The sequence below is a fragment of the Priestia sp. BR_2 genome (assembly GCF_041954005.1).
GTDB classification, from domain to species: domain Bacteria; phylum Bacillota; class Bacilli; order Paenibacillales; family Paenibacillaceae; genus Paenibacillus_AQ; species Paenibacillus_AQ lautus_A.
In genome coordinates this window covers 16,931-38,678 of sequence record NZ_JAVFHM010000247.1, presented here as the reverse complement: position 1 = coordinate 38,678, position 21,748 = coordinate 16,931, and the positions used below count along the sequence as shown (strand labels likewise).

Here is a 21,748-nt window from a genome sequence, read left to right as displayed (position 1 = left end):
TCTACCCTCCTTTGGTATTAGCTCGAAATGTGACAGCAATGGCAATCAACAACGTCAGCGAAGAAAGGAAGACAAGGTAGGACGGCGAATATTTGCCCAGCACGAATAACTCGATTTGCCGATCGATGACCGGGATCAACGAGATGATGGATGTGGTAATACCCATCCCTAACAGGTACCACAAGCGCCGTTTGGTTTTTTTAAAGGAAATGCCGTCCGCAATAATAAACAGGAACAGGGATATACGAATTAACGTCCCCGATATCCATTGGTACAATGCCAGAAAATCGACATGGGTGATATATTTCGTTATGGTGACCAGCATCCACTGCTCGTACGCAGGATAGCGGGATTCCATGGCGGGAACAGGACCGAATGTAGCTATAGCTCCCATCAACGGTCCCAGCGTGAGCCCTCCCAGCAAAATAGACAATATGACGATCGAGAGGTATTTCATCCTTCGTTTCATGTGATGCTGAAGATAGATCAGCACAATCATTTCCATGAATCCACCGCCGGCCACGAGCATGCTCTTGAGCATGGGCGTATAACCTTCCAAGAAGAGCGGCGTCAACAAGGTATAGTCTTTATATTCCAAATTAGAAACGGCAACAAAATGGCCCAACACCCATACAATGGGAAGCAAGATTCCCGATATGATGGCTATCGAGCGAATGCCGTTATTCGCCACATACACGCATAGGACGATAATGGTGAGCGAGACGACTGTTTTGGGTGTTTGCGGCAGGTAGGTGACCTGAATCCACGTCACCGTTTCTCGCAAAATCACCATGGACATCCAGAAAAAATAGAGCGTTGTTAAGCTAACGAAGATCCAGCCTATCACGGGTCCGAAGCTGTCTTTGAACCATGCGAAGATGGATTGTTGACCGGTGCGCTTCATAATGAAAAACAAGATATACACCCAGCCAATATGCAGGATCATGGTTAGCAGCGTGCCCATCCACGCGTCCCGGCCTGCTTTCTGCAGAAGAAGCGGGATCAGGACAACGTGATTGGTGATGCCCAAGGACAGCAGCATGATGAAGTAAACGTCGATTAGGGATATCTTTTTGTTTGCGGCCATAATACTAATCTCCATATGAGGGAATACATGCTAATTCGATACAGTGAGTATTCACCATTTGCCGTTTTTTATGTATGGAGCGATGAAGCACGGCCGTAATATGGCTGCGAATCGTATGGGGAAAGGATCTTATCGCCATGTGATCGTGGACTGCAATAGAGTAGGGAAGAGAGCCGGTCCTCAGATCGGCTGTCGAAACGATGTGGTTTTTGCGATTACCCAAGAAATAATTCAGCCTCTTCTCCAGGCTCCGAGCAGGCAAGGAATTGTATTTCCTTTTTAAGAGGTGAAGAGATGAGAGGTGCGAGGAGAGACGAAGTAAAGGCAAATTCAGTACGATTTTATTGGAGGCACAGCTCAGATTGCAGGATGATGAAGGATAGTAGAGATTATTATTTAATGGTATTAATCAAATAATTCACGGCATTAACTAAATATATTTAATGATATTAATTACATATAGTTAATGCCGTGAAGTATAATGAAAGACCCGGCCATTAAGACGGGGAAATACAATAATAAAACAGGCAGCGCAGACCCGATTGGATTGGGCCTGCCGCTGCCTTAAGAAATATGCAGTCGCTTAATAAGACATCATCATTTCTTGCTTGCCGGCAAGCCGTAGCTTTCACGGATCAAGGAGAAATAGTGATCGGCGCGTACAACTTTGAAGTCTGCTCCTAGCTGCTCGGTTAGAGCAAGCGCATCCGACGGAGTCATGCTCCAGGCAAGCATGCCGAGGGAAACGAAGAGCGGTGACTTGCCGTCCCAATTCGCCTTGGCCTCATTCAGGACCCGCAATCCGTCCTGCACGGTGCTGATCCCGCGGATCGTTGACACGGGCAGGCTGTCGCCTACGATTTCAACCCCGTATCTGTCTTCATAGCTAATAAATAAACCGGGTACGTTATATTCCTCCTCATATGCTTTTGCTTTAAACGGTGATAACGGCACATTTTGACTATCGACTCGATTCAGAACATAAGGGATCGTCATTCCCGTCTTTTTCAGGTATTTCTCGGTAGACCGCAAAAACTGCTGAAAGCTTGCATCCGGCCATGGGCTTGGGTAAAAATATCCGGCACCGGACGGCCCGGCAATCAGCAAATCGTTCTCTGTAGCCGAATTGAGATAATAATTCAATATCGCTGGAGCACCTTCATAAAGCAGAGGACTGGAGGTCCAGTTGATCGGGACTTTGCCGCGAGCCGGGTCATCCCACATGACGCGCATGCGATGCTGGTTGTATTGGAAGTTGTCGCCTTCCGTAAAAGTATACGTTACATAAATCTTGTTCTCCAGAGCTGGCTGCGGAGGTGTTTTCGCCAGCTTGAAGTTTGGCTTGGTTCCCGAGAAGACGGTCAGATTGCTGAACCAGTCGGCCGCCAGCACATAAACGCCATATCGGGAAGCGATCTCGACCGAGCTGAACTCGCCTTCCACATCGTTGCTGAACCAGCCGAGGTACGGGGTACCCGGCTTCACACCGGACAGGATTTTTTCGAACAGCGCTTTTTGCTCAGGGACATTGGAATCCAGCCAGAATACCATCGCTTTGTTGGCTACGGCGTAATCTCTTAAATAACCATAGGGTTCCTGCTGCTCAGCTGATAGCGGACGGATATTTCCCGCGGAAACCTTATACTGGTTCCACATATCCACTTCGGCGATCAGGTTCTTGGTTCCGGCAGGAGGGGTGAATTCGTACACAAAATAACTGCCGTTATCGGCGAAGCGGTGACCGCCTTGTCCTTCACCGAACTTGGAATTTTGCCGATCATATAGATAGGCCTCTTCTTCCGGTGTACCTGCGATGAAACTCGCGATCACGTTGCCGTCAGCCTTGACCGTTACTTCGTGTACGGCAGGGCCCCAACCGTCCTGGGTGAAAGCATCGTCAAACCGAAGATATACCTCTGATTTTCCCAAGAGAGAGGATAAATCAAGCTGGTAAGTATCACGATTGCTTGCATCGCGAATCTGCTCCTTCTCCTCTGCAATCGTTACAAACGATTCCGGGAGGCCGGAAGGGATTCGGATCGCCGTATCCGGATCCAGTCCGACTAACATCTGATGATTCGTCTGCTTCCACAGATTCTCGTACTGCCAGGTGTAAGCTTCGAGCCGGTTATCGAATTTGCCGCGCAAATCATCCAGCGTCTTCAAGTTATAAGGAGCTTTGGACAATTGGGCGGCCAGCTCCGGACTGGCAACGACAGCCTTCTTCAGTCCTGCGAGGGTGGTGGCGACATTAATCGTGTCGGGAACTTCCGGATCATATACAATCATGCCTTTAGCTTCGCCACGATAAGCAGCGAATACGTCCCAATAGTCTTCATGAAGCGTATAAGGCACGTTTATATCTTCAAGCCAGGTCATTTTCCCTTCTTCCTGGGACTCAATCAAATAGATTCGGGGCTGTTCCCGGTTAACGATCCCTTGCAAGGTTCCTAACAGCAATTTAATGTCACCTGGCGCATCATAAATATCTGCGACATCCAAATGTTTCGGCTTCTTGAAACTTGGCAGTTCGCGGTTATTGGAACCGTCAGGTTTGGCTGATCGTGCATCCGTATCCGAAGCATAAGCTGCGCCGCCGCTTAATGAAAAAGCACAAAGGATGGCTAAACAGAGAATCGTGAATCTACGAGCCATGGCGAATTCACTCCTTGTTATGGTCTGTTGTCAATTGGAAGCGCGTGCTCATCCGTTAACATTCACCCCTCCTTTTTGGCACCATCATCGTGCAGCACTTCGCTTACCAACACATATTTAATATATTCAAATATAACTTTACAAGAGGTTCGACAAAACTTCCTATGATTCTTGCAAATCAGGCATTTTAAACGCTATCCTATCAAGGTATTGTCGTAATTGGCCGTTGTTAGCTCATGCTTGTTTATTGCGCTTGTATGTGTAAGGATATATTATATATTTCAAATATCATGAATGAATTGGTGATGTGATTAGAATGAGTACAAATGATCGAATTCCGTTGTATCAGCAAATCCAGGACTATATCCGACACGTCATAGCATCAGAAAATATGAAGCCCGGTGATCGCATACCGACAGAGAAGGAGCTGATGGACCAGTTTCATGTCAGCAAGATAACGGTTGCCAATGCGCTGACCGGATTAGCGAACGAGAAATTGATTGCCCGCGTGCCGGGCAAAGGAAGCTTTGTTGCAGAAGAAACGGACTTCTTACCCGGAGCGCAGCCGTCGGCTTCGTCGCACAGGGGAAGAGAAAGGACGCTGGCAACGGGCATGATTGGCGTGATTATGCCCACCATTCATGATTACTTTGCCATGAGACTCATTGAGGGGATCGAGCAGGCTCTTAGTGACGAAGGTTACCGCAGCATGATCATGCTGACGGACGGCAAACTCGACAAGGAAAAAGACGCCATCAAGGATCTGAAGGCTCTCGGAGCCGAAGGCCTGCTTATTTTCCCGATCGACGAGGAGAACTACAACGAGGAGATACTGGGCATGAAGCTGTCCGGTTTTCCTTTTGTGTTGATCGACCGGTATTTGCCTGGCGTCGAGACGCATTATATTGCGGCCGATGGAAGGCGGGGCACCAGGCTCGCCGTTGAGCATCTATGGGAGCTTGGGCATCGTGATATCGCCATCTGCTCGGATTCTCCCCTTCAGACCGTGACGGTTCAGGAGCGGATCGAAGGGTACATCGATGCATTGAAGGACAAAGGCGCGCTCATCAATCCGGCGCATATGATTACGGATTTCAAACCGCTGAACGTGCTCAAGGATGCGGAAGCCCACCCATTGTACCGATACATCCGAAATCGCATGGTAACCGCCTATATTTCGCTTAACGGGAGACTGGGCGTGCAAATCTATCAGATGGCAAAGCAAGCGGGGCTTAGGGTGCCGGAGGACGTATCGATCGTCAGCTTCGACGATCCGACTTCCATCGTGGAGGAATTCAGCATTTTCACCCATGTCAAGCAGTTTGAGCGGGATATGGGATATCAAGCCGCCGGCAAACTTCTGGAAGTGCTGCGCGGCACAGGAGAAGCCAAGAGTTACAGCAAAATACTGATTGAGCCCGAGCTTGTGGTTCGCCAAACATCAGGCCAGGTTCCACGACCTTAATATTCACGCCAAGAATAAGCCTTTTCCGTCATCCAACGGAGAAGGCTTTTTTAATTCGAATAAAAAACATATTGAATATATTAATATTATATATTATATTCTAGAAAATGATGGAGGTTATGAAGCGACAGTACATTTAACCTGAGCAGGGAGGTATAAAACGTGCCGAGAGATCGCAGGGAAGAACGAACCGGGTTTCAAGAGTCTGCACCGTATCACCCCGACTATGATCTTCAGACAGACTTCGTGATGGTTTATGGGATTGACGAAACCATGCCCGAGCGGATTCGGAAATGGAAAGAGAAAGGATACGTCGTCCATCTGATGACCGGAGTCGCTTGGGGGCAATACAACAGCTACCTGGACGGGGAGATAGACGGCGTACCCCATTGGGATGAAGCCCAGAAGGATCGCCATGGGGAGATGATCCTGCATGGCAAACAACCGGTCATTCCTTACATGGTGCCTACGATTTCCTTTGGCCGCTTCATCGCGGACCGAATACGCATCGCGGTGGATGCGGGCGTGGAAGCCATTCATCTGGAAGAGCCTGAATTTTGGGTGAACGGAGGTTATTCGGAAGCGTTCAAACGGGAATGGCTGCTGTATTACAAGGAGCCATGGATTCCGCCGCATGCTTCGCCAGACGCACAGTACCGGGCTTCCAAATTGAAAGCGTATTTATATACCCGCGTGCTCGACCGGTTATGCGCAGAGATGAAGGATTACGCGTTAAAGCGTTATGATCGAATCCTTCGCTTTTACGTTCCGACTCATAGTTTGATCAACTACACCCAATGGCGAATCGTAAGTCCGCAATCGGCGCTCGTGGAGCTCCCGTCCATAGACGGGTACATTGCACAGATCTGGACGGGGACCTCCCGGACGCCGAATGTATATGAAGGGCTGCGGAAGGAGCGGACATTTGAAACCGCTTACCTCGAATACGGCGTGATGCAGGAGCTGGTTCGGGGAACGGACAGACGCATGTGGTTCCTGCATGACCCGATCGAAGATAATCCGAACCACACATGGGCGGATTACAAGCAGAACTATCTAAAAACCGTGGTCGCATCACTGCTGCATCCCGGGGTCTCCCATTATGAAGTATCGCCATGGCCGCGGCGAATCTTTAAAGGGACTTATCCTTCCGAAGACCGTTCAGGCAAAGAGTCCATCCCGTCCGACTATGCAACGACGCTGCTCCAAGTCATGCATACGCTGGGCAACATGGACCAGAAAGTGATCGAATCGGCGGAAGACGACTTGCAAGTCGGCGTTCTAATTGCAGACTCCGCGATGTTTCAGCGAATGAAGCCTGAGCCTGGAGCGCCCGATGCCGGGAAATATGACGGTACGGATCCCGAAGGTTTTCAGGAGGCGGGCGACACGGAGCTTCTCGATTTCTCTCCGTTTTACGGTCTGACGCTGCCGCTGCTGAAGCATGGCATCCCGGTTCGCACGCTTCAGCTTGATAATGTCAGGCGTTATCCGGGTTATTTGGCTCCATATCGCGTCCTTGTGCTGAGCTATGAATTCATCAAGCCGGAGTCTCCTGACATTCATAATGCCCTCGCGCAGTGGGTGCGGGATGGCGGCGCACTGATCTATGTCGGCGATGACAGCGATCCGTACCACGGCATACGCGCCTGGTGGAACGCGGAGCTCGAGAGCGGAGCGTTCGGCTCGAAGTACAACTCCCCGCGGGAGCATTTGTTTGAGCAGCTTGGCCTGAAGGGGAAAGCGGAAGGAATCCATCAGGCAGGAAAAGGCATTGTATGCTGGCTGGATCAGCATCCGGCCGACCTGACCTTGTCGAAGGAAGGGGCTGACCGGCTGCGCCGCTCCGTCCAGGCTGCGATAGAAGCGCTTCTCGGCACGGTACCGCCCTGGCATGCCAAGCATTATTTCAAGCTGCAGCGCGGTCCTTATATCATTGCTTCGGTTCTGGAGGAGTCCGTCACCGATAAAGACTTGACGATCTCGGGTCCTGTCGTGGACTTGTTCGATTCGAAACTCTCCGTTCATGATCAAATTACGTTAAGCCCGGGGAAACAGGCGCTTCTCTATGATGTTGAAGCCGGTCGTCCTTCCGGAGGCAAAGTGTCCATCATCGCAGCTTCCTCCAGAATCGAGGAGCTCGACCAATCGGACGCCGGGTTCCGATTCACAGCCAAGGGACCGGCCAATATGCAGGCCAGCGCAAGGCTGTATTGTCCGACCGAGCCGGCGTCCGTCCAGTACGTCATCGGAAATCAAGCGATGCCTGCCGACTGGGTATGGGATCGGGAGTCGTTAACCGTCCTGCTGCAGTACGAACACGGTGCGGCGAACCAGGCCGTGATTCAAGTGGATTGGATACCCCAATCCGTGACGGAACCTGCAGCCGACTGATGCAATAGAGAGGAGCAGATCATCATGCCATACGAACCGATAAGGCTTGAACCGTTGAAACAAATGTTAAACAAACTCCGGGAAGCCATCTATGAGCCGGTTGCCGAGTTGGAAGTGACGGCATGGGTTACGCCTGAACCCGTATCGTACTCGGATCGAAAGACGGGAACGAAAATGACGCTTGTCCATGGACAGCGATGGGGGGACCTGTGGGACTGCGCCTGGTTCCGTTTTGCCGGGAGCGTTCCGGAGCATAGCCGGAAGGAGGACCTCGTCCTCCTGCTGGACATTAACGGCGAGTTGTGTTTGGCGGATCCGAACGGATCGCCAGTACAGGGATTGACCACCGTGAATTCGGAATTCGATTTTTCCTTAGGGCTTCCCGGCAAGCGTGTCGTCCGGCTTCATGACATGTTCCTGACCGGATCGGATATTGAAGTTTGGGCCGATGCGGGCAATAACGATCTCTTTGGCAAATACCGGGGAGGAACTTTGAAAGAAGCCGTCATCGCCAGCTGCCGGGAAGATATCCGGAGCCTATATTACGATGTCGAGGTACTCATGGAAGCCGCCGAGCAGCTCCCGGCGGGAACCGCCCGCAAAGAGAGAATCTATCAGGCGCTGTATGACGTTTCGTTACGGCTCACGGATTTCTCGCCGGAGCGCGTCGCGGAGGCGAAGAAGAAGTTGGCTGAACCATTGAGCTTGAAAGGCGGCGATCCGGTCTTAACGATCAGCGCCGTGGGTCACGCGCATATCGATTTGGCCTGGCTGTGGCCGATCCGCGAAACGATCCGGAAAGGCGCCAGAACGTTCTCGACCGTCCTTCGCATGATGGAACGCTACCCGGACTACGTGTTCGGGGCAAGCCAGCCCCAGCTATATGACTGGATGAAGCAGCATTATCCGGCACTGTATGAACAGATCAAGGAACGGGTGCGCGAAGGAAGATGGGAACCGCAGGGAGCCATGTGGGTAGAATCGGATACCAATGTGCCGGGCGGGGAATCACTGGTTCGTCAGATCCTGTACGGGAAGCGATATTTTCAACAGGAATTCGGGTTGGAGATGAAATCGCTCTGGATGCCGGACGTGTTCGGTTACTCCGCCAGCCTGCCGCAGCTGCTCAAGAAGTCCGGCGTGGATTATATGATGACCCAGAAGCTCTCATGGAGCGAGTACAACCGGCACCCTCACCATTCCTTCCTCTGGGAAGGCATCGACGGCTCCGCTGTACTGACCCATATGCCTCCTGAAGATACGTACAACAGTCCGGCAGCCCCTCGTTCCATCGCCAAAGCGGAGCGGGAGTATTTAGATAAGAACGTATCCGGCCATGCTTTGATGCTCTTCGGCATTGGAGACGGCGGCGGCGGTCCGGGCGAAGAGCATTTGGAACGGCTGGCTCGCGAGAAAAACCTGCTCGGTTTGTCTCCCGTTCGGCAAGAGCCTTCGTGGAAGTTCTTCGAACGGTTGAATGAAGAGCGCGAGTCGTTCCAGACGTGGCGCGGGGAGCTCTACCTGGAGAAGCATCAAGGAACCTTGACCAGTCAAGCCCGGAGCAAGCGTTACAACCGGAAGATGGAGAAAGCGCTGCGCGAGCTGGAGTTTGCTTCCGTGCTGGCAGCCCGACTAGGGCGGGATTATCCAGCTGAGACGCTGGAGACGATCTGGAAGGAAGTCCTGCTGTATCAGTTCCACGATATTCTTCCGGGATCTTCGATCAAGCGGGTGTACGATGAGTCGCTGGCGCGGTATGAAGAGCTGCTTGGGCAGACGGAAACCATGATTGCCGACACCTACAGCTATTTAGCTGACCATATAGCACGCAGTGACACGGCTTCCGCGCAAACCGTCATCTTCAATTCGCTGCCTTGGGAGCGGCGAGAGTGGCTGCGCATGAACGGACGCTGGCATCGCGTGCAGGTTCCATCGATGGGATATGCGGTTTTATCGAATGACGCCGTCCAGGAAGCGGATGGAGAAGCCGCATCCTCCTCTGAAATCTTGACTAAAACGCCAGGGGCGGGCGCAGACGCTGCAGCTGCAGCTGAAGGACGAAGCCTGGAGAACGACAAGGTCATCGTGTCGTTCGATCAAAACGGGGCTATCCTGTCGGTTCTGGATAAAGCGGAAAACCGCGAAGTCATCCAGCAGGGACGATTAGGCAACGATCTTCGTGTGTATCATGACGGCGGGGACGCATGGGATTTCCGCCATGACTATGCGGCGAATCCGGGTACACGGTTACACCTACTGAGCATGCGGGAGCTTCGGGAGGGGCCGAGGATCGGGCTTGTCTTCGAGTACGGTTACGGGGAGTCCTCGCTGACCCAGACCGTCGTGCTGACGGCGGGCAGCCGGCGCATCGATTTCGAGACGGACGTCGATTGGAGGGAGAATGGCAAGATGTTAAGAACGTCGTTCCCCGTTAATATTCGCACGGATCAGGTCCACTGCGAAATCCAGTTCGGCAGCCTGAGCAGACCGACTCACCGCAATACGCTGTGGGATTTTGCGAAGGATGAGATCTGCGCACATCAATGGGTGGACTTATCGGAGCCGGATTATGGCGTCGCGCTGCTCAATGATTGCAAGTATGGCCATCGCGCCATCGATAACGTGCTGGATCTCCATCTGCTCCGCAGCAGCTCCTATCCCGATCCGGAGGCGGACCGCGCGGAACATCGATTCACATATTCGTTATATCCGCACCAAGGGAATCATGTGCAAGCCGAAATCTACCGAAGAGGCCATGAACTAAACGTCCCGCTTCGCACGGTGTCCTTGCCTGACGTATCGGATCAGGAGACAAAAAAGCTGCCTTTATCCCAAGCGTTTCTAAGGCCCGATCATCCGCACATCATGGTGGAGTCCGTCAAAAAAGCCGAGGACGGGGACGATATCATCGTTCGTCTGTATGAAACTTCAGGAACGCATGTGGGCACGTCGCTTCGGCTTGGATTTCAAGCCGCCGATGCCTGGATTGCCGATCTGATGGAGAACCGCCTTACGCAGCTGAAGCTGAACGAGCCGTCTGAAATCGCGCTATCCTTCACGCCGTTTGAAATCATCACGCTGCGGTTGAATGTACCAGAACTATAGAGGAACGGGGCGGCATCGCCGCCCCATGTGAGAAAGGAGAGGTGGGAATGTGAACAAGTCACGATGGACAAGCAACCGAGTATTCAAGCGAATTTGGCAGCACAAGCTCTTTTACTTGTTCATGCTGCCCGGCATCGTCTGGTTTTTTCTGTTTTCCTATGTGCCCTTGTACGGAATTCAAGTTGCCTTCAGGGACTACACCTTCATAGGCGGATTTACAGGCAGCCCCTGGGCCGGATTCAAGTACTTCGAACAATTCTTCAATTATTATCAGTCCGGGGACATCATCCGCAACACGGTCATCATCAGCCTCATGAAGCTGCTGATCGGATTTCCGATGCCGATCATTCTTGCGCTCCTGCTGAATGAAGTCCGGAAGATGAAATTCAAGAAGACGATTCAGACCCTGTCTTACTTGCCTTATTTCGTATCCTGGATCGTGGTCGTCACCTTGATGCAGCGGCTGCTGACCCCATACGGCGGTCCGGTCAATGACCTCTTGGGCTCGTTCGGGGCCGAGTCGATCCAGTTTCTGAACAATCCAACCTGGTTCTATCAGATGATTGTAGGTTCCGATATCTGGAAGAACATCGGTTGGAATTCCATTATCTTTATGGCCGCCATTGCGGGCATCGACCAGCAGCTTTACGAAGCTGCCAAAATGGATGGCGCGGGGCGCTTCAAGCAGATGTGGCACGTGACGCTTCCAGGTATCCGCAATGTGGCCATCATATTGTTTATTCTCGCGGTGGGCAATTTGATGAGCGCGGGGTATGAACAGCTCCTGCTCCTGAACGGACCGGCGACTGCCAGCATGGGCAGCGTTCTGGACGTGCACGCCATCAACTCCGGTATCCGGGAAGGACGACTCAGCTACGCCGCGGCCGTCGGGCTATTCCAAAGCATCATCGGGCTCATCCTGGTTCTGACGGTCAATCGGATCGCCCGCAAAGTCAGCGATGTATCCCTGTTCTAAGGAGGTGACGTAATGAAACGCAAATGGTCTTTCTTCTCGGTGTTTAACTACACGTTTCTCGCATTGATCGGCTTCTCCATGATCTACCCGTTCATATACATTTTGGCGTATTCCTTGAATGACGGCAAAGATTCGATGATGGGGGCCATCTATTTCCTTCCCCGTAAATTCACGCTGGAGAACTATGCCCAGGTGTTCGATAACGCCCGTATATGGAAGGCATACCAAATTACGCTCATGCGCACCGTGCTCGGAACATTCCTGCATGTGGTGCTGTGTACGCTCATGGCCTATGCGCTTTCCAAGAAGACGCTGCCCGGCCGTTCCTTTTTTACCTTCTACATCTTTCTGCCGACGATTTTCAGCGCCGGGTTCATCCCGTTCTTCATTACGCTGCAGAAGCTGCATCTGATCAATACCTTTTGGGTGTACGTGCTGCCGATGCTGTTCAATTTCATGCACATCGTCATCATCCGCACCTTCCTGCAAGGCATACCGGAGGAGCTGGAGGAATCCGCCCGCATTGACGGTTACGGCGATTTTCAAATCTTCGTTCGGATCATACTGCCGCTCTCGGGACCGGTGCTGGCAACCATCTCCCTCTTCATCGGGGTGGCCCATTGGAATGATTGGTTCTCGGGCGCATACTACGTATCCAATAAAGATTTGATCCCAGTGCAGACCTTATTGCAAGAAATGCTGACCGAAGCAGAAGCATTATCCAATTCGATGCAGCGCGCGGCGCAGCAGGGTGGTCAGACGGTGGGCGGAACCAGCGGGGCAGGCGCGACGCCCGAATCGCTTCGCATGGCCTTGCTTGTCATCACGGTCTTCCCGATTCTGTGCATTTATCCGTTCCTGCAGCGATATTTCGTAAAGGGGGTTATGATCGGTTCGGTTAAAGGTTAGGTCATCCTGACCCGGAATTTGTCCAAAGCTTTACCAAGATCATTGATATCCATATTCCAGGAGGCGATTGGTTTGAAGAGGATTTGGTCGAAAGGCGTATCCGCATTGCTCGTGTCCATCATGGTTGGAGGTTTGCTGATCAGCTGCACGAATTCATCAGGGAACGGAGATAACGGAGAAGGCGCAGAAGGAGAGAATTCATACAAACTCAAAATATTACACAATTGGAATGGCTCAAACGGTTCCGATGCGATGACGCCGGTCGAAGAAGTCATCAAGGAGAAGACGGGCGTTACCCTGGAGTGGGAATATACCAAGGGCAGCGAGACGGAAAAGGTCAATCAGATCTTCGCGACCCAGGATCTGCCCGATATCTATACCGGACCTGCCTGGGGCGGGGAACTGGACGGAATCATCAAGGCGGCCAAAGAAGGACAATTGGTCGATATCTCCGAGAAATTGAAGGATTATCCGAACTTGTCCAAATCCATCGCGGAAGAAAATGTCCCGCCGGCATTGTATGAAAAAGCGATTAACGCATACGACGGCAAAAAGTATCTGCTGCTGCAAAATCAGCCGGCGACCAACGAAGATGGGATGGACTGGCTCTACGGCTTCTATGTGCGCAAAGACATCGCCGAGAAGGTTGGCGTTGATCCGCAATCCGTCGTGACGAAGGACGATTTCTATAACTTCCTCAAAAAAATCAAGGATGCCAACTTGCAGGAGAACGGCCAGCCGGTCTTTCCGCTGGGCGGTTTCAGCAACGGCTGGGCCGTCGGCATCGGCAACACCATGTTTTATTCCGGGGCGAGTTACGTAGACAAAGGCGACGGCACGCTCGAGCATAACTTCTTCACCAAGGGCTACGAAGAATACACGCTGTTCTATCGAAAGCTGGTTGAAGAAGGGCTGATGGATCCTGAAGCCTTCACCCAGACGGACCCGATCGCCAAGGAAAAAATCAATCAAGGCCGCATCGCCATCCTGGCCGCGCACTACCCGGCTATCCTGGATGCTTCCAAGGAATATGTCTCATCGCATCCGGGCAGCGACTACATTCCGCTCGGCCCACTGGAGCGCGCTGACGTCGAACCGGACAGGCCTGTCGATCTCGGAATTCAAGGCAACAATGTGACGGCGATCACCAAGAACTGTAAAGGCGCTTGCGTGGATGCCGCGCTCAAGTTCCTCGACTTTATGGCTTCCGATGAAGGCTTTATGCTGGCTAGGTACGGGGTGCAGGGCGTTCACTGGGACATGAAGGACGGCAAGCCTGTCGCGAATCAGGAATGGTTTGACAAATTCAGCACGGACACCAACATGAAGCTGCGCAAGAACGAAGGCATCAGCATCGGCCTGGAATCGTTGACAGGGCTTGATCGCATCAATTCCGCTGCGGGAGGAGACATCTGGGCGGAACAAGAAAGGCTGGACGCGATGGAGAACGCTCGCAAAATCCTCCGTCCGAACGGCATTCAGGTCATTACGGCGTACAACCCCGGCGATGTCATCACCAAAGCGCCGGAATGGGAAATGCTGAAGCCTTCGATGGATCGGATGGGCGATGCGTGGAAGGAAGCGGTTTTTGCCAAGTCGGATGAAGCCGCCATGAGCATTATCAACGAACTGCGGGATCAGCTCCGAAAGACCGGATACGATAAGGCGATGCAGTTTACGAACGAAAATCTGAAGGGGAAAGACGTTGTGACCGTTCAAATGCCGAACTAATCATATCCATGATCAGGGGAGCCCGTTAATTAGGAAGGCTTCGCATGACCTTGTCATCCAAGGGGGCGAAGCCTTTGCTGTTTATTGAATCAATATTTCCAAATCGCAAGGAGATCCAGGCAGCTTGAAGAATAAAGAAGACATGAAGGAGTTGACGTTAGATGACAACGAATTTCAGACCCCCATCCGTGCCGCTGGTAACCGTAGATCCTTATTTCAGCGTATGGTCCGCAGCGGACCGTCTGTATGACGACCATACCCGGCATTGGACGAACAAGATTCAGGGCATGACGGGGGTAGCCATCATTGATGGCGTACCGCGACGATTCATGGGAAAAGTTATCACGCAGGAGCCGTCAGAACAACTTGAGCCTGAAGCCCTTGAGCAAACCGATCTGACGGTTGAGCCCGTAACGACCCGTTATACGTTTCAAGGGGAAGGCATTGAACTTCAAGTTCAGTTTACCACCCCGCTTTTGCTGGACGATCTCGATCTGTTATCCCGGCCCGTCACCTATCTGACCTTTCACGTGCGTTCATTGGATGGGCAAGCGCATGACGTTAAGATTTACATCGATGTAACGGGCGAATGGTGCGTCCATACGCCGGATCAGCAGGTGACCTGGGAGCACCGCGTGATCGACGGACGATTGAATGCGATGTCGATGGGGACTGTCGAACAGCCGATCCTGCAGCTTGCCGGTGATGACACCCGAATCGATTGGGGGTATATGGTCCTGGCGGTGCCGCGTTCATCGCGGATACAGACGGTGATTCATTCGGTAACGACCCGGGAGCAGTATGTTAGGACAGGTCAATTACCTGCCCAAGATGATGTGCAGAAGCCGCGCCCCGTCTTCGATCACGTTCCCGTCATGGCAGCCGAAATCGAATGCGGGACCGTCGGGGATGAGTGGGTATCCGAATATCTGATGTTTGCATATGACGATATCCATGCGATCGAATATTTCCGCAAGCCGCTGGATGCTTATTGGAAGCGGAACGGATGGACCTTCCATGACATGCTGTTAGCGGCAGCCGATCAGTATGAAACGATCATGCGGCGATGCGAAGGATTTAACCGCGAGCTCATGACCGAAAGCCAAGCCGCAGGCGGCAATCGGTACCGGGATATTTTGGCGCTGACCTATCGGCAGGCGATTGCCGCGCATAAACTGGTTGCTGACGAAGCGGGCCGCGTGTTGTTTTTCTCCAAGGAGAATTTCAGCAACGGGTGCATTGCCACGGTCGATGTCAGTTACCCGTCGATTCCATTGTTCCTGAGATATAACCCTGAACTGATCAAGGGCATGATGCGTCCGATTTTTAAGTTTGCGATGAGCGATGAATGGACGTTCGATTTTGCGCCCCATGACGTGGGCACGTACCCGAAAGCCAACGGTCAAGTGTATGGCGAGAACAAGCTGGAATACCAGATGCCGATTGAGGAATGCGGTAATATGCTCCTGATGGCGGCTGCGGTATGCAAGTATGAAGGAAATGTGGAGTTTGCCAGGGAGCACTGGGAGCCCCTTACCGCTTGGGCTGGGTATTTGCTGAAGAATGGACTCGATCCGGACAATCAGCTGTGCACGGATGACTTCGCCGGACATTTGGCGCATAATGCTAATCTGTCCATCAAGGCGATCTTGGGCATTGCCGCATACTCCTACATGTGCGATCGGCTCGGCCTCCCGGAAGGCGGAGCTTATCACGAAGCTGCACGGAACATGGCGAATGAATGGATGTCCATGGCCGATGCCGGCGACCATTACAAGCTTACGTTCGACAGCGCCGGCGATTCCTGGAGCATGAAATACAATTTGGTGTGGGATCGGCTGCTGGAGTTCAACCTGTTTCCAACAGAAGTGTCTGCACGGGAGCTGGAATATTACCAGCATCTACAGAACCGTTACGGCCTTCCCCTGGACAGCCGCGATACGTATACGAAATCCGATTGGCTGGTATGGTGTGCAGCCATGAGTACCACGCAGGCCGGGTTTGAGTCCATGATCGCGCCCCTATGGGATTTCATGAATGAAACCTCCGCTCGAGTTCCGGTGACCGATTGGTATGACACCATCAGCGGCAAGCAAATGAACTTCCAGAATCGCTCCGTCGTCGGGGGATTCTTCATTCGATTACTCATGTCAGGATCCAGTTCAAATTCGAACAAAGACAGGTGATGTGTGTGAACAGCCTTCATGTTAAGGAAGAAATCGAAATGGATCTCATGCGGTTGAAGCTGCAATTCCAGAATCCGGACGCAACCTACCGCCCGCAGCCATTCTGGTTTCTGAATCACGAGCTCAAGGAAGTGGAGCTGGAAAGCCAGATTCAATCGATGTTTGAAGCGGGCGTCGGAGGCGTTGTTCTGCATGCGCGTCATGGAATGCAAGCCTCATACCTCTCGCAGGCTTTTATGGAAGCTTTGGAATTCTGCACCGTGGAATGCCAAAAACGCAACATGGTCGTCTGGCTGTACGATGAGGATAATTGGCCAAGCGGGACGGTGGGCGGCAAGCTGACGCGACAGCATCCGGAATATCGCATGCGTTACTTAAGAGTGGAGGAAAGGCGTTGTTACGGCGGTTCCGGGCAAGAAAGCTTGAAGCTGGATTTTGCACGCTATGAGAATAATGAGCTGATTGCCATTCTGGCCTATCGTGCCGTCGAGTCTGACGGGGAATGGCTGCTCCATGAAGAATCCGAGGACCTCACGCATGAATGGGGACGGGATTGGACGCCTCCGAATGCGGAAGACTCTTATGTCGTGCTGGCCTGCTGGTCCTGCGAAATTGCGGAAGGCATCACGTTTGCCAATGGGTACTACTTGGATACGTTGAATCCGGAGGCGGTCCAGGCGTTCATCCGGATGTCCTATGAACCGTTTCTGTCTTTGCAGAAATATTTCGGAACGACGATACAAGGCGTCTTTACCGACGAGCCGGGGCTCATGATCCACGACGGTTTCTTCGGGGTGGAGGCGATCCGGACGGCTGTTCACGATGTAGGCGCTACCCTGCCTGGCATGGTCTTTGCTTGGTCTGAAGGAATGGGTGAGCGGTACCGGCAAGAGAACGGGTATGATCTCATCCCGCGATTAGGAGCTTTGCTATATAACATGGCAGACGGCAGCCGGACAACGAAACAGCAATATTATGATACGATTACGCGCTGGTATGTGGAGGGGTATCATCAAGCGATTTCTTCATGGTGCGAAGGGCATGGACTGCTGTACATCGGTCATACGCTGGAGGAGCCGGTCTGGGGGCAAGCCAGGTCGCAAGGCAATCAGACGCGCGTCCTGCAGCAGTTCCACTATGCAGGCGTGGATTATTTGACGCCCGGCATCGGCACAAAGGAGAATCCGCACCGGATCGTGTCCGTGAAGACGGCGGCTTCCGTAGCCGGGCTGGATAATAAAGAACGCGTGATCTGCGAGGCCTTTGGTGCCAGCGGTCACGGCTATTCCATGCGTCAAAGGCGGCTCGATGCCAATTTCATGGCTTTCCTGGGCGTTAATCTGTTTATCCCGCATGCGTTCTATTATTCGTTTGCAGGGTATCGGAAAACCGATTTTCCTCCCACGGAATTCAAACATGCGCCGCATTGGCCGCATTATCGTGCTTTTGCCGACTATCTCGGTCGATTGAGTCTGCTCGGCGCAAGCGGAAAACGAACCCCGGAGGTTCTTCTATTATCGCCTATTCAGTCGGTGTACGAAAATATGTTCGCATCGGGACGATCTAACCGGTTTCCTTCATCCGATACCTTGTTCTCGCTTTTGTCGGATCGCATGCTGCGCCATTCCATTGATTATGACTATGTTGATGAATGTCAGCTTCGTAATGCTGCCCTTGTTGATGGAGAAGGGGTACGATTCAGTGGTGACGGGAACGTATATTCGGTTTTGGTTATGCCCGAGGTGGAGGTCATGTCAAGGGACATTGCCGTTCTCCTGGTTGCCTATGTAAAGCAAGGCGGAACGCTGGTTGCCGTAGGGGCAATTCCGCGGCATAGCGAGTCCGTGCGCCAGGACCCGGAGCTGGCAAAGCAAATGCATGAGCTTTTTAGCCCGAATCCTCAGCATGGGGCTTTACGCCCCGTTGGCAAAGGGCAAGCTTTATTTTATTCGTTGGAGGACAAGGACCACGAAGACACATTGATCGAGGATCATCTCGATTCCGGAGAAAAGCGGATACTTGCCGATCCAGAGATGTCCGGAGGCCGTATTAAGGAGCAGGCACCAGATCTGCTCGAGCCCTTATGTGAAACGGTAAGCGGGTTATTAAAGAAAACTGCTGCCTTACGATGGAAGCTGATTGAAGGACAATATGAGGATTTGATCCATGTAGAACGTGTGTTCGGTGACCGTGTATTTGTATGGTTTATGAACTGGGCGGAGCATGATGTTTCCATGAAGCTTGATGCAGGAGAAACCGGGAACCTTATGGAAGAGTGGGACTTGGAAAGCGGGAGCATTCGCCGGTTAGTAGGCGATTCCATTCTTACCTATGCACCTGGAGAACTACGAGTTCTATCGGTTGGACCTGAGGAGTGCTCAATTAACGAAATAGAACAAACGTTCGGCAAGGTGCAAAAAACCGAGGATATTATCGTTCTCGAAGATAAGTGGCGTTTTCAGTCTCTTGAACCCAACGTTTTATTACTGGACCAGTGGCAGGTCACGCTGAATGACCGAAACTCCAGGATGAACGCTACGATGCCTGGGCAAGTGAACACGTACCGTACAACGTTTACCGTGACGCAGGCATTGATCGAACAATTGCATTCTCCGAATGGCGGAGATCATTCGCATCCACCAGATGTCCATCCATTAGCGAGGCTTGAGTTGATTCTGGACGATGTGGAGCAGAAAATACCGGCCCATATCGGCTTCCTGCAGCGCAGGCGCAATGTTGAAATCTTCGTGAATGGCGTCAGGCAGAATGCGCTGAAGACATCCGATTGGCAGGATTCAAACTATGCTACCCTAGATATTACGGCTCATTTGGTGGCAGGCGAGAACGAGCTCGAGATATTGACGGTTTCCTTACTGGAGCCGATGCCTGCGATTTCATTCCCAGCCTATTTGATTGGGCCGTTTGAAATAGAAGATGGGGTGAGGTTAAATGCGTGTTCGGAACATATGTTTGGTTCTTGGGCTTCTGCCGGCTATCCTTATTATGCGGGAGCGGGTGATTACTTCCAGGAGGTAGACCTGACTGAGGTCAACTTAGCGCCGGACGAGGAGTTATGGCTGGAAGCCGAAGATATTAGGGAGACTGCTTGCCTATATGTGAATGAAACAATCGCTGGCATCCGGCTGTGGCCGCCGTATCATTGGAATATAACGCCGTATGTGGAACAGGGGATCCATCAACTTGCCATCCGTGCAGCCAATACGCTGGAGAACTTGTATGGTAAGAATGCTTTACCTTCGGGGGTGAATGGACAGGTAAAGTTGGTACGTCGAACTATATCCAAAGAAATGTAATCTTAGAAGAAGCTCATCGAAATGACTACAACGAATGCAGGTTGTAGTCATTCTGTTTTTAAAGGTTTACATAATATAATATATGTAACCCAATGGATAAAGACCTTGCGTATTTCGAGTTACAAAGACGTTGGCTTATTTCTTCAATTGGACATAAGATAACGATGACTATTCTTACAAATGTATCGATTTGTCATAACATTCTCTTAATCAAGAAGGCTTACACTTAAGTAGTTTTTACGATTGATATCAACTCGGAGGTGCCATGAAATGCAGCTAAAGAAGAAAACCATCATGGTTTTGGCGCTCAGCTTGTCCATCCTTTCGCAAGGCATGGTTGTTCATGCGAAGGCGGATGGGGCTAAGTTTAAGCCGGAAAACAACGGCAAATGGATGACTGGGGAGTATCACGCGCATACGTATCAGTCCGATGATGCCAGTCAATCCTTGCAGGAATTGCTGGACAACGGGTTCGAAAAGTACGGTTTGGATTGGATTGCCGTTTCGGACCATCTTAGAGTTTCTAAACGGGATGATGAGGGAACTCCTCTTGCCGGCGGACCTGTTCCGTTCTCCCAAGGAATGGCGCTGTATCAGATCCCTAAGATCCAGCAGCTCCAGGCAGCAGGGAAATACAAGAATAACATTATCTATTCGGGTTTTGAATGGGACATGCCTACATACGAACATGTGGGAGTCGGCATTATAGCAGGCTCGTTCGGTTCAGAGGCGAGCCTTAGGGCAGCCCGTCAGTTCGAGTATCTATTTACGGATCGAGATGAAGCGATGTTTGATCCCAAAGAAGTCGCCGATTGGAAAAAAACAGACAGCCGGGCCTACACGACGTCCGAAGATGCCCGAACGGCACTGGCCTGGCTCCAAAAAAACTACGCCAACAGCAGTTATGCATTGCTCAATCATCCTTCCAGAAAAACCGTATATACGATCGCTGACATACGGGATTTCAACAACATCGCGCCGAATGTCGTATTCGGGATGGAGGGAATGCCCGGGAATCAGATGGAACCGGATCGTGGCGGACTTAATTTAACTACGCCGGAAAACAGAACCTACGGCGGCGCTGATTACATGATTGCCAAAGTTGGCGGCGTATGGGATGCGCTGCTCGGCGAAGGACGCGAATTCTGGAACTTTGCGAACTCGGATTCTCATTTTGAGATTAGTGACAACCGTTTATACTCCAGCGGTTATTGGCCGGGACAATACGCCAAAAATTACACATGGGTGAACGGAAAGGATATGCAAAGCGTGCTGAACGGCATGCGTTCAGGCCAATCGTTCTCCGTGCACGGCGATTTAATCAACGCCTTGGATTTCCGCGTTCGCCACGGGAACAAGCAGGCCGAGATGGGGAGTAAACTTCAAGTGAAACAAGGGAATCCTATCGAAATTACGATCCGATTCAAAAGTCCGAAACAAAATAACAACGGCGACTCCGTAGCCGTGGATCATGTCGATTTGATCTCGGGTGATGTCACCGGTAAAGCACAACCAGGTACGGCGGCATACAGCAAGAGCACCAACGATTCGACCAAAGTGGTGAAACGGTTTACGAGCAAGGATTGGACAACCGATCGGGATGGATACAACGTGATCACTTATCGGACGAAAGCAACGAAGGACCAATATTTCCGGTTAAGAGGGACGAACCTTGGCGAGAATGTTGACGGAGAAACCCGCCATGGCGATCCGCTCATAGATCCGAAAACGGACATCGAAGACAACGAGCAGCGCTTTGCGGAAATTAATAAACGGAATTACAGCGACCTGTGGTTTTATTCTAATCCGATCTTTGTCAGCGTTAACGATAAGCCGGTTAAAGCTCCTAAACAACAGGGGAAGCATTCGTAAGACGCGACTTGCGCTATATTCAGAAGACTGCCGATTATCCGGCAGTCTTTTTCA

Annotated in this window: 11 protein-coding genes; 9 read left to right on the top strand and 2 right to left on the bottom strand. The window is 51.7% G+C overall.

Going from position 1 to position 21,748, the window contains the following annotated elements; translation table 11 throughout:
* Position 1 precedes the first annotated feature (1 nt).
* Together RB298_RS19340 and RB298_RS19335 are read right to left on the bottom strand one after the other, a co-directional pair.
* The gene (locus RB298_RS19340; protein WP_486048092.1) at positions 2–1,087 is read right to left on the bottom strand and encodes a GerAB/ArcD/ProY family transporter; all 1,086 of its coding nucleotides are present in this window, start codon (positions 1,085–1,087) and stop codon (positions 2–4) included.
* 597 nt (positions 1,088–1,684) lie between these two features.
* On the bottom strand, positions 1,685–3,742 hold the full coding sequence (locus tag RB298_RS19335; RefSeq protein WP_486048090.1) for a GxGYxYP domain-containing protein: 2,058 nt from the start codon (positions 3,740–3,742) through the stop codon (positions 1,685–1,687).
* Positions 3,743–4,058: 316 nt separating this feature from the next.
* Here RB298_RS19335 and RB298_RS19330 point away from each other — a divergent pair, with 316 nt between their 5' ends.
* From RB298_RS19330 to RB298_RS19290, 9 genes are all read left to right on the top strand, one after another.
* Positions 4,059–5,207, top strand: a complete 1,149-nt coding sequence (locus tag RB298_RS19330; RefSeq protein ID WP_486048088.1) for a GntR family transcriptional regulator — start codon at positions 4,059–4,061, stop codon at positions 5,205–5,207.
* Between the two features lie 162 nt (positions 5,208–5,369).
* Positions 5,370–7,601 carry a hypothetical protein gene (locus tag RB298_RS19325; RefSeq protein WP_486048087.1) on the top strand — a complete coding sequence of 744 codons (2,232 nt, stop codon included), beginning with the start codon at positions 5,370–5,372 and terminating at the stop codon, positions 7,599–7,601.
* Positions 7,602–7,625: 24 nt separating this feature from the next.
* Positions 7,626–10,706: an alpha-mannosidase gene (locus RB298_RS19320; RefSeq protein WP_486048085.1), complete on the top strand. Its 3,081-nt coding sequence runs from the start codon at positions 7,626–7,628 to the stop codon at positions 10,704–10,706.
* Between the two features lie 49 nt (positions 10,707–10,755).
* The gene (locus RB298_RS19315; protein ID WP_015735218.1) at positions 10,756–11,682 is read left to right on the top strand and encodes an ABC transporter permease; all 927 of its coding nucleotides are present in this window, start codon (positions 10,756–10,758) and stop codon (positions 11,680–11,682) included.
* A 12-nt stretch (positions 11,683–11,694) separates the two neighbouring features.
* Positions 11,695–12,591 carry a carbohydrate ABC transporter permease gene (locus RB298_RS19310; protein ID WP_015735219.1) on the top strand — a complete coding sequence of 299 codons (897 nt, stop codon included), beginning with the start codon at positions 11,695–11,697 and terminating at the stop codon, positions 12,589–12,591.
* 72 nt (positions 12,592–12,663) lie between these two features.
* Positions 12,664–14,322 (top strand): extracellular solute-binding protein, encoded by a 1,659-nt coding sequence (locus tag RB298_RS19305; protein ID WP_145036320.1) that lies wholly within the window; start codon positions 12,664–12,666, stop codon positions 14,320–14,322.
* Positions 14,323–14,483: 161 nt separating this feature from the next.
* The gene (locus tag RB298_RS19300) at positions 14,484–16,508 is read left to right on the top strand and encodes a glutaminase family protein (protein ID WP_486048082.1); all 2,025 of its coding nucleotides are present in this window, start codon (positions 14,484–14,486) and stop codon (positions 16,506–16,508) included.
* Positions 16,508–19,822, top strand: a complete 3,315-nt coding sequence (locus RB298_RS19295) for a glycosyl hydrolase (protein ID WP_486048080.1) — start codon at positions 16,508–16,510, stop codon at positions 19,820–19,822. Before RB298_RS19300 ends, RB298_RS19295 begins: the two co-directional genes overlap by 1 nt.
* A gap of 270 nt (positions 19,823–20,092) precedes the next feature.
* Positions 20,093–21,694 carry a CehA/McbA family metallohydrolase domain-containing protein gene (locus RB298_RS19290; RefSeq protein WP_486048079.1) on the top strand — a complete coding sequence of 534 codons (1,602 nt, stop codon included), beginning with the start codon at positions 20,093–20,095 and terminating at the stop codon, positions 21,692–21,694.
* Positions 21,695–21,748: the final 54 nt, after the last annotated feature.

Bases quoted from the DNA above. Each gene is read 5' to 3' on its own strand.
- RB298_RS19340 (WP_486048092.1), bottom strand. From the start codon at position 1,087: ATGGCCGCAAACAAAAAGATATCCCTAATCGACGTTTACTTCATCATG.
- RB298_RS19335 (WP_486048090.1), bottom strand. From the start codon at position 3,742: ATGGCTCGTAGATTCACGATTCTCTGTTTAGCCATCCTTTGTGCTTTT.
- RB298_RS19330 (WP_486048088.1), top strand. From the start codon at position 4,059: ATGAGTACAAATGATCGAATTCCGTTGTATCAGCAAATCCAGGACTAT.
- RB298_RS19320 (WP_486048085.1), top strand. From the start codon at position 7,626: ATGCCATACGAACCGATAAGGCTTGAACCGTTGAAACAAATGTTAAAC.
- RB298_RS19310 (WP_015735219.1), top strand. From the start codon at position 11,695: ATGAAACGCAAATGGTCTTTCTTCTCGGTGTTTAACTACACGTTTCTC.
- RB298_RS19300 (WP_486048082.1), top strand. From the start codon at position 14,484: ATGACAACGAATTTCAGACCCCCATCCGTGCCGCTGGTAACCGTAGAT.
- RB298_RS19295 (WP_486048080.1), top strand. From the start codon at position 16,508: ATGTGTGTGAACAGCCTTCATGTTAAGGAAGAAATCGAAATGGATCTC.
- RB298_RS19290 (WP_486048079.1), top strand. From the start codon at position 20,093: ATGCAGCTAAAGAAGAAAACCATCATGGTTTTGGCGCTCAGCTTGTCC.